Genomic DNA, 16,432 nt, shown 5'->3' with positions numbered 1-16,432 from the left:
TTCGGTACGGAGTTTGATATTGTTCAGAACTAACTAACCAATTATGAAATTTCCACTTTTCACACTATTTCTTTTTTCTTTTTTTGGCTATGCCCAACACAGCACCAGTGCCATTGTTGTAGATAGTGCAGATAATGCTCCATTAGAATTTGTTGGTATTTACAATAGTAAAGACCATACGATGACAAATGCTGACGGGCGTTTTCAATTTACCTCAACTATAGATTCTGCTGTTATTTATAGACCTGGGTATCAAACAATCAAAGCTAGTTTTAGCAACTTAAAAGACACGATATTTCTAGAAAAGAGTATTTTAGAACTAGATGAGGTAGTGGTTACAAATCAAAAATCAATTTTACAAGAAGTATATGAATCGCTGAACACAAACTACAGCAATGAACCCTACAGTGAAAAATTTATGCTCCGTGCAATATCCAAATATAACGGAGAGATGCATAGAATTGAAGATATTACAGGAAAGCTATCTATCAAGAACATGTTCACAGATGATACAATTAAGGAATCAAAAAAAGACTTTATTGTAGAACTAACTAATATGAGAAAGTTAGGTTTAAAAACCGATGATAAAAATGCCTACTTGGTTTTCCCTTCAATAAAATCTCTAAAAAAAGATCTGACTGATATTAAAATCACCGAATCAAAATATGATATCACTGAACATAAATATAATAATGGGGAGAATACTAAAGTTGAGTTCAATAAAACTTCAGATTCAACAGATATTAAAGGATACTACATTTTAGAAAATAGCAATCTTGCTGTCAAAGAATTTAAAATTGAAATGTTTTTTAAAAAGTCTAAGTTTAATAACAATAAATGGCTGTTTTACAAAACCAATTACATAAATAGGCATGTGTTCTTTAAAAAAGACTCAAAAACGGGTTTATACTATCTTAATTCCGGAAATATTAAACTTTCAGTTATTACTACTGACGAAGAGAAATCATTCGAAGGAAAACATGACCTCAACGTAATTTTAACGACCTCAGATAATTTTGGGAATTTTAAAGTTACTAAGAATGCAAATGCCAGTAGAGATCTTTTTAAGTTAGACTACCCATACAACCCTAGCTATTGGAACGAACAGAATCAATTGCTTTTAACTGATGAAATGACCGCCTTCATAGAAAAAGTACAAGACCCACAAAACGATTTCAAAATTAGTAGTAATCTTAAAAATTAAACATAAAGAGTTTTATGTTTATTTTCTTTTTAACAAGAATGTAAATAATAGAATTAAGAAAGCGCATACTAGCAGTACTACAAAGCTTCTACTTAAACTATAATGCTCTGCCAAAAAACCTAAAATTGGTGGGGCACATAAAAACCCAGCATATCCTGCTCCTGCAATAAATGCAATTCCTTTAGAAGAATCTATTCCTTTTACATTCCCTCCTATTCTAAATACTTCGGGCACCATTACTGAAAATCCTAATCCGTTTAGGGCGAAGCCAATGATGCTGAAATAGATATTTCCTGTAAGAACTAGAAAATAACCTAATATTGCGAGAATAGCCCCTAGCGCGACTATTTTAACCGAACCAATTTTATCACTGATACCATCACCTAAAAAGCGACCCAAAGTCATGGTAACTTGAAAACCTAAAAATCCTAATCCCCAAAGGGCTTCTGGTGCTAGTGCAATTTCTTTTAAATACAATCCGCTCCAATCTACAATAGCGCCTTCACTGCCCATTGCCATAAAAGAAATAAGTCCTAATAGCAATAATGGTTTTAGCAAACCAAAACTAAATGGCTCATTTTCTATTTCTTCAGCTATTTCATTAAAATAATAGTTCCTAAATTTTAAATTGACTACCAAAACCAGCAATACTGCCATAGTCATATGCAAAACAGGATTTGATAACGGACCAATTAAAAAGCTACCCAAACCTGCCAATACTCCACCTAGGCTGAAAAAACCATGTGAAGCTGCCATAAATTTCACTTTATCTTTTTTCTCAATCTCCGTCACCAAGGTATTCATCGAAATATCGGTAATTCCGTTTGCTGCCCCAAAGAGAAATAAAGCTCCCATTAATACATAGTAATTAGGAGCTAGCAACGGTAACATTGCAGCTGCGCAACTTAATAACACACCATAAAAAGTGGTTTTACCTACGCCTATCCTATTAACAATACCAGAAGCAAATGGAAAAACAGTAAACACCCCCAAAGCCAAAAAGAAAATAGCAATTCCTAATTCAGATTTACTTATCGCCAATGATTCTTTTACTGCAGGTATATAGATTGCCCATGTACCAAATAGAATATTAATACTTGCCAAAACCCACGAGGGACCGAAGTATTTAGCATTCCCTAAAATTAATCGTAATGACTTCATCTAGAATTGGTTGTTGGTCACTTCGGCTACGCTCAGCACAGGTGTTGGTTGTTGGTTGTTGGTTGTTGGTTGTTGGTTGAATATTAAAAAACATCTTACTATTTTCTATTCTCTAGAAAATTTTAATTTGCTAGAACTCCTGCTTTTAGAACTTGTCCAAAACGGTACATATCCTCATAGGTAGAATAAAAAGGTGCTGGTGCCAAACGAATTACGTTTGGTTCGCGCCAGTCGGTTACTACGCCGTTTTCCATTAAATAATTGAACAAAGATTTTCCTTGCCCGTGTAAGAACACAGACAGCTGACAACCTCTATCTTCGGGAGTGATAATTTCAAAAGAACTATCTACTTCTTTATCTATTTCGTGTAAAATATATTCCAAATACGAAACGATTAACTTTCTCTTTTCAATCAACTTTTGCATACCCACTTCTTCAAACATGGTCAATGATGCCAAGTAAGGTGCTACAGATAAAATAGGCACATTACTTATTTGCCAAGCATCTGCATTATCCATAGGTTCAAATTCTGGCTTCATTAGAAAACGGGTCTCTTTTTTAGTTCCCCACCAACCTTCAAAACGTTGAATATCTTTTTTGTTCAAGTGTTTTTTATTTACAAAAATTCCAGATGCGTTACCTGGTCCACTGTTCATGTACTTATAACTACACCAAGATGCAAAATCAGCATCCCAATCATGAAGTTTCAATTCTACATTACCTACAGCATGCGCAAGATCCCAACCAACGTTGGCTCCAACGGCTTTTCCAGCTTTGGTAATGGTTTCCATATCCATCACCTGTCCGTTGTAATAATTTACTCCGCCTATTAAAACAAGTGCTAGCTCATCACCTAGCTCTTCTATTTTTGCAAGTATATCTTCTGTTCTCCAATGATGTTCTCCATCACGTTTCTTTATCTCAACAATGGTTTCTTCTGGGTCTAACCCATGAAAGCGAACCTGACTTTGAAACATATACTGATCGCTAGGGAAAGCCTTTTCTTCACACAGAATCTTAAATCTCTTCTTTGTTGGGTTGTAGAAAGAAACCATCAACAAATGAAGGTTTACGGTCAAGGTATTCATTACCGAAACTTCTTCTGTTAATGCGCCAACAACTTTTGCTAAAGGCGCTGCTAAACGCTCATGATAATCCCACCATGGTTTTTCTGCATAAAAATGACCTTCTACCGCAAGCTCTCCCCAGTCTTTCATCACCTCATCTACAAATGACTTGGTTCTTTTTGGCTGTAATCCCAGTGAATTCCCCGTAAAATAAATGACTTCTTTCCCGTTGATTTTAGGAAAAATAAATTCATCTCTATATGTTTTTAAGTTGTCTTGCGCATCTAACGACTGTGCAAACGCCAACGTATTTTTAAATTCCATAGCTAATTTTATATAAAAGTAATCATAAGCCTATAATTCTATAGACTCTATTCAATAAATGGGTACTACAATTCTGTTCTTAAACGCATTTCTATCATATGTTTTTTAAATCCTTTTTTCTCATAAGCTTTTATGGCAGGATCGTTTTCATCATATACATGCAATCGTATTTCAATTAAACCTGCTTTTGTACACCAATCTTGCAAAGCACTTACAATTTTACCATTTATACCCTTACCTCTATATGCTGGATCGGTGTACATAAAACCTAAGTAAGCAAAAGTCTTATGATCCAAATAGGTTCTTGCCGGTTTTTCTAATGCATAACCAGTTGCCACAATTTTATCGCCATCACATGCAACCATAACAGTCGCTCTTGGGTTTTCCATCAAAGCATCTAAATCGTAATATTTTACTCCGCTATCTCTAATTGTTGGGTCCATCGGGCGCTCTGCCTTCACAACTTCCTGCTCATGTTGTAACAAAACGGGTATATCACTTTTTACCGCTTCTCTAATTGTAATTTCATTATTCATCGCTCTACTCTTTTCAGTCCATTAAATTAAGGCTTAAAACCCTATTTTTGCAAAAAGAAACGCATGCATTTTTTATCTCCTCTTTTAGAAAGCTATTTAGCCGATAATTCACAAGCTGAACCTAAATTATTACAAGAGCTTACGCGAGAAACGCACTTAAAGGTCATACAACCACGTATGCTTACAGGGCATTTTCAAGGTCGTGTTTTAAGCTTACTTTCTAAATTGATGAATCCGACCAATATTCTTGAAATTGGCACCTACACGGGGTATTCAGCCTTATGCCTTGCGGAAGGATTACCAAAAAATGGACAATTACACACCATAGATGTCAATGCAGAATTAGAACAAATTCAGCGTTCCTTTTTTGATCGTAGTGATTATGGTTCTCAAATTATTCAGCATGTGGGCAATGCACTAGATATTATCCCAAAAATGGATATTACTTTCGACCTTATTTTTATTGATGCAGAAAAAAAACAGTACGATAAATACTTAGAAGCCGTTTTACCAAAAACCAAATCTGGGTCTGTTATACTTTCTGATAATGTATTGTGGTCTGGTAAAGTGGTTGAGCCGTTAGACCTTAAAGATGTTACTACTAAAGTATTATTAGACTATAACAAGAAACTAAGCGAGCATCCGCTTTTAGAAACAGTATTACTACCTATACGCGATGGTTTAACTTTAAGTAGGGTGAAATAAGTACCCCATACAATCTATAGAACAACCAAGCCGATATCATACCTACCAATGCACCTACTATTAAATCTATAGGAAAATGTACACCCACGTACACTCTACTCATAGCAAATAATATAGGCCAGAAATAAAATAGGTATACCCATTTAAATTTCCGTCTTAAAAAAAGTACCGTTATGGTTATTACTGAAAAGGAGGATGAAGCGTGACCTGAGAAAAAACTGAATCCAGACGGACTTCTTAGAATACGAATTAAAGTATTTATTTCTTCGTCATTATTTGGTCTTAGCCTGGCAACCACATTTTTAGTCAAATCTGTTAATGTACCCACAAATAATACCATGACCAATAAGGTCAAAATCATAGCTATAGCTTCTCTTTTCGGAAACTTAATAAAAAATAAGATTATGATAAGAGCAAATAAGGGAATCCAAGGTGGAAATTTAGTTACCGTTGACCAAAAGGTATCATATTGCTCTATACCTAAGCTGTTAAGATAGACAAAGGCATCTCGATCCCATTGTAAAATCTTATCTAACATAGCTAATTTACTTTCTCTTGATACTGCCTGTTACATCATTGATGTTTTTGCTGACATCGGTAATTTGTTTCTTAACATCACTACCTAAGCCCGAGCTAATATCTTTTTTCATATCATCGATATCTTTTTTAATATCGGTAACGAAACTAGTATCAATACCCTGCTTGTCTGCACTCTTTTGAATTTCTTGTTTAATATCTTCGGTAGCATCTTTTAGTTGACGCATACCCTTACCCAACCCCTTAGCAATATCAGGAATTTTGTCGGCACCAAAAACCATCACTACGATAAACATAATGAAGAAAATTTCTGCGCCACTAATAAATAACGAATACATAGCAATCATACTACAAATATAAACAAGTTTAGTATCGAAATTAAAAAAGCCCCGTAGTTATACGAGGCTTTTTTTAATAATTATTTTGTTAATTATTCTCCTTTAATTCCATCCTTCATTTTATCGAAATCGCTCTCTTGCTCTTTCTTCGGCCAGCTATTGTTTGTGGTATCAATATCTGCCGTTTCCATTTTAGGATCTATGTTTACACCTTTTAACTCAGAAGTAGATGAAATTACCATACTTACCTCTTTGCTATTTTTTCTCCATATTTCTGGAGGATAGGTTACATTCTCTACAGAACCATCTGCATACGTGTATTCTACAATCAATGGCATTGGTAAACCACCAGGACTGTTATATGTTACTTCGTAAAAATACTTTGGCTCTTTAACCGCTGCTCTTTCTGCTGCAGTCATATTATCCATCATAAACTCCTTTAAAGTTTTTGAGGTTTCTGATGGTAAATTATCTTTAAGTTCAGGAGCAATCATACTTGCATCATCAAACTCCTCTAAATAAACCATTGCTCTTAAATTAGATTCTGGAATACCACGCTCAGCTAAATAAGCTTTCATTTTTTTGTTAGGGGTATCGCTTACATAGTATTTTTTAATATCCTTAACAGCCAAATCTACATAGTCAGTGGTGTAGAACCAACCTCTCCAGTACCAATCTAAATCTACAGCAGAAGCATCTTCCATTGTTCTAAAGAAATCTTCTGGTGTTGGGTGCTTAAACTTCCAACGGTGAGAATATGTTTTAAAAGCATGATCAAACAACTCACGCCCCATTACGGTTTCTCTCAAAATATTTAAAGCTGTTGCCGGCTTACCATATGCATTTGGACCTAACTGAAATACATTCTCTGGATTAGACATAATCGGAGAAATAGTACTTTGATCTCCACTCATGTAAGGTACAATCTTCGCAGGATCACCTCTTCTAGATGGGTACTTATCATTTGGTGCTATTGCAGTTGGGTATGCTTCACCAAATTCTTGCTCTGCCATATACTGCATAAAAGTATCTAAACCTTCATCCATCCAACCCCATTGACGTTCGTCTGAGTTTACGATCATTGGAAAAAAGTTATGACCTACTTCATGAATAATTACACTGATCATTCCGTATTTAGTTCTATCTGAGTAGCTACCATCTTTATTTGGTCTACCATAGTTCCAACAGATCATTGGGTACTCCATACCTTGTTGCTTAGCATGAACAGATATTGCTTTAGGGTAAGGGTAGTCAAAAGTATGCGACGAGTAAGACTTTAAAGTATGTGCAACCGCTTTTGTAGAATACTCTTCCCATAACGGGTTACCTTCTTTTGGGTACATTGAAACCGCCATTACATCTCTGTTACCTAACTTAACAGCTTGCATGTCCCAAATGAACTTTCTTGATGTTGCAAAACCGAAATCACGAACATTTTCTGCCTTAAGCTTCCATGTTTTTGTTTTCTCTGAAAATCCTTTTTCAGCTGCTTCTGCTTCTGCTTGTGTTACAATAATAACAGGTTTGTCATATGACTTCTTCGCCTGCTCATAACGACTCATCATTGCTTTGGTATAAACTTCTTTTCTGTTCTGAAGAACACCTGTACCATCTAAAATGTGATCTGCAGGTACTGTAATGTTTACTTCATAATTACCAAATGGCAATGCAAATTCGCCATTACCCCAAAATTGGTGGTTCTGCCATCCTTCTACATCATTATAAACTGCCATTCTTGGAAAAAACTGAGCAATTACATACGCTCTGTTTCCGTCTTCTTCAAAAAACTCATATCCAGATCTAGCTCTGTTTACTGTATGATCAGGTATGTTATAGTTCCACTTTATATCAAAAGAAAATTTATCTCCACTTTTAAGCGGTGTAGGTAAATCTACACGCATCATGGTGAAGTTCACTGTAAATGGTAATGCTTTACCTGAATTATCTTTTACGTAATCAATATTGAAACCGCCATCAAAAGACTCGGTCATGTAATTACCAACAAATTTCTCTGGTGAATCGCCAAGTGGAATACCACTACCATTCTTTAAGGCTGCTTTGGAATCTTTTGTTCTAACATTCTGATCTAACTGCACCCATAAGTACTCTAAATCATCTGGCGAATTATTAGTGTAAGTAATTGTTTCTGTACCGAATATTTTGGCATCCTTGTCATCTAAACGAATATCCATTACATAGTCTGCCTGCTGCTGATAATAATCAGGACCAGGAGCACCCGAAGCCGACCTATAAGTATTCGGCGTAGCGAACTCTTCATATAATTGTTTAAACTTACTCTGGTTGGTGTGCCCAGCTTCCTTTTCTTTGGTAACCGCCTCTTGTGCAAAAGTTACAGCGGCAAAAAGGAATAAAATAGACGCAAATGCGTACTTTACTCTTATCATTTCTTAGTTATTTAGTGTGGGAAAATTAAAGTTTTTATAGGGATATCTTAATCTTTGTTACAAATTTAACATTCCTTTAATACGTGATTTTATGAGTACATGGCTCTTTTTCTTGCCATTCACCTTCATATGTACCACATTCTGCTGATCATCATATATATCTGTCAGAACCTCATTGGTTATACCAATTTGCTTTAAAGTTTCAAGAGGAATATTTGGCACTTCTAAGTAACAAATGACCATATCAGAATCGTATTTATGACCTATGAAATCATACTTCACTGTTTTGCCATTTATCTCTACTAAGAATTTAGTACGTAAGTATCTTTCTAAATACTCCTTATCTACTGATGATTCTTTATCTGTACCTAATGAAGAAGAAAACTCATACCTTTCTTTTAGTACAGCATTCATATCATCTATAAAAACACGTGTAATTATTTGTACAGCTTCATCTTTTTCTGAGTAATCTAAATTGGTAACACTAATGTAAAATTTATGTGCTCCTGTAAATGCAAAAAGGGGAAGTATAAATAATAGTAAAATCGGTTTAAAAAATTTCATAGTGTTTTGTTTCATTATCTTAATACAAAGTATATACCAAAATTAAGGAGCCTAATCTAAAGCGTTATTTTCTCTATACAGTAAACTTTTCTGTCGTAGATACTCCCAAATCTCCAATTCGCTATGGTTATCTACAACTTGTTGAAATCTTGGATCTACCTCGCAGTAATACAAAAAATCGTCTATTTTACTTTCAGGGATGAATAGCTGTTTTACATATACACTATCCGCATAAAAGTCTCTTACACGCTTTGTACGATCATAAAGTTTATTTCGTTCTACCCGTTTTTTCAACATTTTTGTACGCCCAGAAATTGCATTAATTAAGGGATCAAAACTCATAATTGGGTTACCTGTGGCCGCTTTAAGCTCTCGCTCTGCTTTGGTCGGTATTTTTACATATGCATTTGGTAGCCCCAAAGTAGATGCGGTAACTATTGGATCTAAATCTAAAGTAGGTAGGTCAGCCAACAAATTACCACTAAGGTTATATGGTGTTACGGTTACTTCATCCAATTCGGTCAAAGCATCTTCTAGCCCTACAGAGATCAACTTACTTTCAAAAATTGTGGTGCTGACCACTACAATTTTCTTTTTGTATTGAATAGCAGAAAATTCTAAAGTATCCAATACACTCACTGGTATTGAAAAATACCCATATTCATCTGTAATAGTGGCTCTTTGTGAAGTTAAGTTAAGTACATGTGTTGCAGCAACGTCACCGTCATCACTATACACTCTACCCTCTAATCTTTTAGAATCACCTATTTGTGCAAATACAAATGCACTAGAAAAAAGAAAAAATACAAGGATTCTACTCCTCATTTAAATTTTTAAGAAATGTCTTACTGTGATCCACCAAAGAATCGATCAACTGAAATTCATTTTCCTTTTTTAATAAAGATCTAGTTGGCATTTGATCATCACAATAGAATAAAAACTCATTTATTTTATCTTGAGGTATATTTAAATCTACCACAAAGAAAGAATCATCATATACCTGTCTAAGCACTTCGCTAACCTTTAATTTAGGCCCTTCTTCAGTCGCTTTCTCATCTTGAGCTTTGAAAATAGCCCTAAAAATATTCACAAAATTCAAACCGTCTTGCATACCTCTATCTGCCTCAGACATTGCTATATTTTCTACCTCTGTACCACGATCAATTTCGTACTCGTACTCTTTAAACTCTTGGTTCTTTACCGCTAAAAAACGTTCTTGTTGTTCTGGGGTAATTACCACCTCGTCTAACTCCGTCACTTTTTCGTTCACCTCTACCACCAAACGATTGTTGGCTAAAATCTCTTCGGTAATCGTTACCACTTTAATGTTGTAATTAATGGCAGAAAAAACAATTTGGTCACCCACCTTTACATTAATTCGAAACAAACCTTGATCATTGGTTATCGTGGCGTGTTCAGAAGTTGCATTGATCACATTTTCATTGGGTACGCCAATGTTCATATAGATTACAGAACCTCTTAATGGTTGCCTAATATCATCTTGTGAAAAGCCTGATACTGTTGTAAATAATACGAGTAAGAAAAGTAATTTTTTGGTCATTTAGTGTTTATTAAAACTAATAATACCCTAAGCGTAGGGCTATCAAAAGATAAAGAAAAGATTTGTAATCTTCATAAAAAAAAACCCGCCAATAAATTTTTGTTAATTTCTTCATAGTAGATAGTAATTATCATGGCTAACAAAACCCCAAATTCTATATAAAAACAATCCCATTCAACGACCTTAGATGTTCTTTAACCCATTACCCTATTATTTCAACTTATAAATAAAGCGGATTAAGAAGATAATTCTATTTTTGTTTATCACTATTTTCTCGTCTTAAGACACTAAGTATGAAAGCAATAATTTTCTTTATTTTATTTACACTACTAGCGATACCTACCGCATTCGCACAAATTAAAATAGGAGACAACCCACAAAATATAGATGCTTCATCAGTTTTAGAGCTTGAAAGTACTTCTAAAGTGCTGGTAATAACCCGTGTAACCACCTTAGAAATGGAGGCTATTACGCCGCAACGTGGTGGTATGGTCTATAACACCGATACCGAGTGTATTAATTATTTTGATGGTACACAATGGGTTAATTTATGTGATGCCGTAAACTTTTCTATTACCAACGACCCTATTATAAATGGCAGAAGTACTATTGAAATTACCGAAACTGCAGGTAGTATTAATTTAGAAGTTGCCAAGAATAGTATTTTGGGCGATAATATTATTGATGGTGGTATAGGACCAGATGATATTCAAGATAATTCTATTACCCAAGAAAAACTAGCAGCCGAATCTGTAGGTTCTAGTGAACTTAGACAAAACTCGGTTGGATCAGAAGAAATTAGAGATGCCAGTATTGCACCGGCAGATATAGCCAATTTTACACCAGGGCAAGTGTTAACTACCGATGAAAACGGAATTGTACAATGGGAAGACTCTGACGGACTTTTTGATCTAACATTCAATAAATTAGATACTACACTAACAATTGCTAAATCTACCATTGCTGGAGTTTCTACTATTAGTTTAGGTGCTTTAATTGGCTCTGACGATCAGCAATTAGACCTTACTAACAATATTCTTAGTATTGAGAATGGTGAGAACACACTAGATTTATCCACGTACTTGCAAGAATTAAGTATTAATGCTGCCACAAACGAAATAACTTTAAGTAATGGCAATACAATTACTTTACCTGCTGCAGCTGTAGAGGTTGATGGTATTGTTGGAAATGAAATTTTAAATGCTACGGATGGTACCTTGGTACGTTTTGGGGGTGGTACGGATACAAATCCTTATACCTTAGACGTAAACGCAGGTGGTATTGACACTGAAGAATTAGCCAATAATGCAGTTACCAATATTAAGTTGGCAGACAACTCGGTTAGAACGGCAAACATTTTAAATGGTACTATTTCTACCCTCGATATTGCCCCTGCAGCAGCTGCACCAGCAAATACACAAATTTTAACGACAAGTACAGCTGGAGTGGTTGGATGGGTAGACATACCCGCCGGAACAGTTGATACAGATGAACAACAATTATCTATAGCAGGAAACCGTATTTCGCTAACCGATGGTGGATTTGTAGATATACCAGAAGGAAATCTAAGTTTAGACGATGGATTCATTTTTGTTGGTAACGCAGCAAGCGAGCCAACACCTGTTGCCGTAGGTGGTGATGTTACCATGAATAATATTGGTGAATTCGCCATTGAAGATGAAGCAGTAACGCCTATAAAAATTGAGCCTGCACCTGGTGTATTAACCGAAGACCAAGTGTTGATCACAACAATTGCCGGAGATGTTGAATGGGCAAATTTCCCTCCTGGAGGAGGCGGAGGTACTGACCAAGATGCTAGCGAAGTTGACTATGACAATACAACATCTGGTTTAACTGCTACAACAACACAGGCTGCTATTGATGAACTTGCTGGAAGCGGGCTTGTGGATACTGATGAACAAGATGCTAGCGAAGTACCTTACGATGGCACTGCTTCAGGTCTAACAGCAACCACTACGCAAGCTGCACTTGATGAACTTGCAGGAATAACAGAAATTGATGGAATTATCGGTAACGAGGTTACAGCTGCAACGGATGCAACTCTAGAACTTTCAGGAACAGGAACATCAGCAGACCCTTTGACATTAGACGTTGCTGCACTTGGAATTGACACAGACGAACTTGCAGCTGGAGCGGTGACTTTGCCTAAATTGGCAGATGGAACGGCAGCCGGACAACTTCTTCAATGGGACGGAACTGAATGGGTATATATTCAAGAAGCAGATATCACAGCAACAGTTACAGAAATTGATGGAATTGTCGGTAACGAAGTTTCTGCTGTCGCAGATGCAACTCTAGAACTTACGGGAACAGGAACTAATGCAGACCCATTAACTTTGGACGTATCCGCATTGGGAATCGATACAGCTGAACTTGCGGCAGGTGCAGTAACATTACCTAAAATGGCAGACGGAACTACAGCTGGGCAACTTCTACAATGGGACGGTACTGAATGGGTATATATAACTGAGGCAGATATTGCAGTAACGGAAATCGATGGTATTATAGGTAACGAAGTTTCTGCTGTCGCAGATGCAACTCTAGAACTTACTGGGACAGGTACAAATGCCGACCCATTAACCTTGGACGTATCCGCATTGGGAATCGATACAGCTGAACTTGCGGCAGGTGCTGTAACATTGCCTAAAATGGCAGATGGAACGGCAACTGGGCAACTTCTACAATGGGATGGGACTGAATGGGTTTATATTTTAGAGGCTGATATTACTGCAACAATAACAGAGATTGATGGAATCATAGGTAATGAAATTACAGACGTGACAGCTACCAACACAACATTGACAAGGTCAGGTACAGGAACTAATGTTGACCCTTATACTATAGCAGTAGCAGAAAATGGAATTACTAATAACGAAATTATTGACGATGCTGTAACACTTGCAAAGCTTGCCAACGGGACAACTGCGGGACAACTTTTACAATGGGACGGTACAGATTGGGTTTATGTTTCGGAAGCAGATATTTCTGGGCATTCAGGTACAGTAGAAGGTTCAATTTTTTTTGCGGCACCCACCACTTTCGAACCGACAGAAAATAATGCTCATTTATATTGGGATAATACTAATAATAGACTTAGTATAGGGGAAGTAACTAGACCTTTGGTAAATAAATTATCTATTGATGGCTCAACGAGAACTTCTGGATTATTAAATTCAGATGGCACTTCTGGCACACCTTCATATAGATTTTCGGATGATTTAAATACTGGTTTTTATAGTCCGTATCAAGATCAAATAGGTTTATCAACTGATGGAACCGAAGCGTTAAGAATTGGTTTCAATCAGAATGTTGGTATCGGTAACTTTACACCAACCGGAAATACTAACCCAAACTCAACATTAGAAGTAAAAGGATCTTTAAGTACCAATATTAGAAATGATGACACAAATCTCGTTACAATTTCGGATAATGATTATACAATAATTATTGAGCCAGGTGCATCTACCGTAGAATTACCAGCCGCTGCTGCTGATAATAAAGGTAGAGTTTATGTACTTAAAAATATTACAGGTACACCAATCAACATTGACTCATATGTTAACGCAGATGGCTCTAATCTAGCCCAAACAACTTTACCAATGGGTATTTTGAAGCTTCAAAGCGATGGCGCATTATGGCATCAAATTAATTAAAATGAAAAAATACACTCACATACTTTTCTTTCTGTTTGCGGCAACTATTTCTGCCCAAACAGCATTATACAATAACGGCAACTTACGTATACATGAAGGTGGGCAAATTGGATTTCACACCAACCTTATTAATGAATCGCCTTTAGATAATAATCTTGGTTTGGCAGGTTTTTATGGGTCTGAGCTATTGACCGTTTCGGGTAATGTTACTCCGCAGTTCTATGATATGGAAATTGCTTTAGAGAACAATATGCAGCTGAACCTTGGTATGGACAATACCAATAATACCAATTTCATCTTTGGTAGTATTCTTACTCCCCTAACCCAACCGGATATTTTCTACAATTTCGTAGATAATTCATTCTATAGTGGTGAGAACGACTTTAGTAAAATTGAAGGGTATGCGGCTATTACCAATCAGCAAAATTTTGGTTTCCCGGTTGGTGATGTGCAATATTTAAGACCTTTGATTATAAATTCTGAGAGCGTAAACTTATTTGCCAAATGTGCCTATTATTTTGAAAATCCGAATAACGCGCCAGCGCCTTTAGGCAGCTATGATACGGCAACAACCGCCCTTGATGTTGAATCGGTAAATACATTTGAATTTTGGAGATTGGAAGGTTCTATACCTTCTACCGTAACTCTAAGTTGGAATATTCGTAGCTCATTAGAAAGTTTAACAGACAACGTTGATGAAGTCATACCTGTGGGTTGGAGCAAAACCTCTCAAAGTTGGGTAAATTTAATTGGTAGTGTTCCTGTAGGTACTTTAACCGAAGGTTTTGTTACTACAGAATCTTTTACCCCAGATGATTATGAAGTTATTACGCTGGGCTCATCTAAAAGTCCGTTTGAACCGTTATCTAGAGATGTACTTTTTATAGATAACTTCTTTGTCTCTGTAAATGGAGACGGTATTAACGACAACTTTTACATTGAAGAATTAGAAGAATATGACAGTAACTTTCTTCAAATCTATGATCGCTACGGATTAAAAGTATTCGAAAAGACAGACTACGTAAATGATTTTGTCGGATTTTCTAATCTGAACAATGTACCTTTCGGTGAAGAAAAAGGACTACCAACGGGCGTTTATTTTTATACCGTCTATATTCCTGAAGGAGACTTAAATTATCAGGGCTTTTTGTATTTATCTAGATAAACAAGCATTAGGGTTAATCAAGCATTATTCAATTTAAGTAAGAATAATCTTTCTAATGTATTGAATTCCTACAAAATTTATATATAATTTATATCGCTAAAACACACGTCTAAACACCGAAATCAAAAGACCTCTCTTGTTTAACAACATATTTGGCTAGCTACACAACATATTCTATTTTTCCTACAAGACTAGTTTTATTTTTACAGATGTTAACATATTCCCCAATATTTAGATGTCTACAAAAATTAAATTACTCTTTTTTCTTGTTCTATTTTCTTTCTGCGTAAGTGCCCAAGTAAAAATTGGCGAAAACCCAAATATTATCGATTCCGCTTCTATTGTTGAGCTAGAAAGTTCTGACAAAGCACTTGTGCTTACAAGACTTACTACGGCACAAATGCAAGCAATTAATCCGCTTAACGGAGCAGTGGTTTATAATACCGACACCCAATGTGTGCATTATTATAACGGATTGATTTGGACAAACCTTTGCGATGGTAATTCTTCTTCTTCATTCTCTTTTGCGGATAATGGCAATGGAACCATTACTCTTTCTGACGGAAACGGAAATAACGTAACCTTTAATGGTGCTTCACAAACCATATCTACACTTGCAGATAATGGTGATGGAACATATACATATACCAACGAAAACGGAATAGAAACAATTATTTCTATTGTTAGTACAGACAATCAAAATTTACAGACAGACAATACACCTGGGAATATTAGTATTGATAACGGTAACGCTATTGCAATCAATGTAGATGATGCAGATGCAGATGACCAAAATGAAATTCAGACTTTAAATTATACTTCGGGCGTACTTACCTTATCTAATGACCCAAATGCAACAACTGTAGATTTATCTGCATTTGACCAAAATGCTGCCGATGACTTTTCTGGAAGCTTTAACGATTTAAGTGACCTACCTGCAAATTTAGATACAGATGCTACAGATGATTTCAATACAGGAATCTCTTTTGACGGAACAAATTTAACTGTATCCGATGCCGGTGGCGATGTAAGCACTAATATTAGCGGACTTGCATATGACGATACTGCTATTAGAGCGGATGTTGATCAGAACGAACTTGATGCCGATAACGCAATAGCTGCGGTAGATACCAAAATAGATAACCATATTATTGCGGACGAGGATACTTCTGCAACTAACGAACTTTCAGA

At 36.0% G+C, this 16,432-nt stretch carries 13 protein-coding genes and 1 pseudogene; 5 read left to right on the top strand and 9 right to left on the bottom strand.

Annotated features, from left to right (window positions below):
* Positions 1-43: 43 nt before the first annotated feature.
* Positions 44-1,204 carry a peptidase associated/transthyretin-like domain-containing protein gene (locus BUC31_RS18915; protein ID WP_073247210.1) on the top strand — a complete coding sequence of 387 codons (1,161 nt, stop codon included), beginning with the start codon at positions 44-46 and terminating at the stop codon, positions 1,202-1,204.
* Positions 1,205-1,222: 18 nt separating this feature from the next.
* On the opposite strand, the gene BUC31_RS18910 is transcribed toward BUC31_RS18915, so the two are convergent.
* The 3 genes from BUC31_RS18910 to BUC31_RS18900 all read right to left on the bottom strand — a co-directional run bounded on the left by BUC31_RS18910 (position 1,223) and on the right by BUC31_RS18900 (position 4,292).
* Complete coding sequence (locus tag BUC31_RS18910; protein WP_073247208.1) at positions 1,223-2,365, bottom strand: MFS transporter; 1,143 nt, start codon at positions 2,363-2,365, stop codon at positions 1,223-1,225.
* A 122-nt stretch (positions 2,366-2,487) separates the two neighbouring features.
* On the bottom strand, positions 2,488-3,756 hold the full coding sequence (gene kynU / locus BUC31_RS18905; protein ID WP_073247206.1) for a kynureninase: 1,269 nt from the start codon (positions 3,754-3,756) through the stop codon (positions 2,488-2,490).
* Between the two features lie 65 nt (positions 3,757-3,821).
* A complete protein-coding gene (locus BUC31_RS18900) occupies positions 3,822-4,292 on the bottom strand; it encodes a GNAT family N-acetyltransferase (RefSeq protein WP_073247204.1) in 471 nt (156 codons plus the stop codon).
* 63 nt (positions 4,293-4,355) lie between these two features.
* On the opposite strand from BUC31_RS18900, the gene BUC31_RS18895 reads away from it, so the two are divergent.
* On the top strand, positions 4,356-4,997 hold the full coding sequence (locus BUC31_RS18895) for an O-methyltransferase (RefSeq protein WP_073247202.1): 642 nt from the start codon (positions 4,356-4,358) through the stop codon (positions 4,995-4,997).
* Here the strand turns inward: BUC31_RS18895 and BUC31_RS18890 are convergent.
* From BUC31_RS18890 to BUC31_RS18865, 6 genes are all read right to left on the bottom strand, one after another.
* Positions 4,960-5,535 (bottom strand): phosphatase PAP2 family protein, encoded by a 576-nt coding sequence (locus tag BUC31_RS18890; protein ID WP_073247200.1) that lies wholly within the window; start codon positions 5,533-5,535, stop codon positions 4,960-4,962. The genes BUC31_RS18895 and BUC31_RS18890 overlap by 38 nt on opposite strands.
* 7 nt (positions 5,536-5,542) lie before the next feature.
* Positions 5,543-5,872, bottom strand: coding sequence for a Sec-independent protein translocase subunit TatA/TatB (locus BUC31_RS18885; RefSeq protein ID WP_243834535.1), 330 nt, complete (start codon positions 5,870-5,872; stop codon positions 5,543-5,545).
* A 92-nt stretch (positions 5,873-5,964) separates the two neighbouring features.
* Positions 5,965-8,277, bottom strand: coding sequence for a M1 family metallopeptidase (locus BUC31_RS18880; RefSeq protein ID WP_073247197.1), 2,313 nt, complete (start codon positions 8,275-8,277; stop codon positions 5,965-5,967).
* Positions 8,278-8,334: 57 nt separating this feature from the next.
* Positions 8,335-8,841, bottom strand: a complete 507-nt coding sequence (locus BUC31_RS18875) for a DUF6702 family protein (RefSeq protein ID WP_073247371.1) — start codon at positions 8,839-8,841, stop codon at positions 8,335-8,337.
* Positions 8,842-8,892: 51 nt separating this feature from the next.
* Entirely contained in the window at positions 8,893-9,666 is a 774-nt protein-coding gene (locus BUC31_RS18870) for a hypothetical protein (RefSeq protein ID WP_073247195.1), read from the bottom strand.
* A complete protein-coding gene (locus BUC31_RS18865; RefSeq protein WP_073247193.1) occupies positions 9,656-10,402 on the bottom strand; it encodes a peptidase associated/transthyretin-like domain-containing protein in 747 nt (248 codons plus the stop codon). Before BUC31_RS18865 ends, BUC31_RS18870 begins: the two co-directional genes overlap by 11 nt.
* Before the next feature lie 293 nt (positions 10,403-10,695).
* On the opposite strand from BUC31_RS18865, the gene BUC31_RS18860 reads away from it, so the two are divergent.
* The 3 genes and pseudogenes from BUC31_RS18860 to BUC31_RS18850 form a co-directional block, all read left to right on the top strand.
* Positions 10,696-14,076 (top strand): hypothetical protein, encoded by a 3,381-nt coding sequence (locus BUC31_RS18860; protein WP_073247191.1) that lies wholly within the window; start codon positions 10,696-10,698, stop codon positions 14,074-14,076.
* A gap of 1 nt (position 14,077) precedes the next feature.
* Positions 14,078-15,241, top strand: a complete 1,164-nt coding sequence (locus BUC31_RS18855) for a T9SS type B sorting domain-containing protein (RefSeq protein ID WP_073247369.1) — start codon at positions 14,078-14,080, stop codon at positions 15,239-15,241.
* A 235-nt stretch (positions 15,242-15,476) separates the two neighbouring features.
* A pseudogene (locus tag BUC31_RS18850) lies at positions 15,477-16,432 on the top strand (hypothetical protein); the annotation flags it as partial.

It is taken from the genome of Maribacter aquivivus (assembly GCF_900142175.1).
GTDB classification, from domain to species: domain Bacteria; phylum Bacteroidota; class Bacteroidia; order Flavobacteriales; family Flavobacteriaceae; genus Maribacter; species Maribacter aquivivus.
Note: the sequence above shows the minus strand (reverse complement) of the source record. Positions and strands in the feature narration are given on the sequence as shown.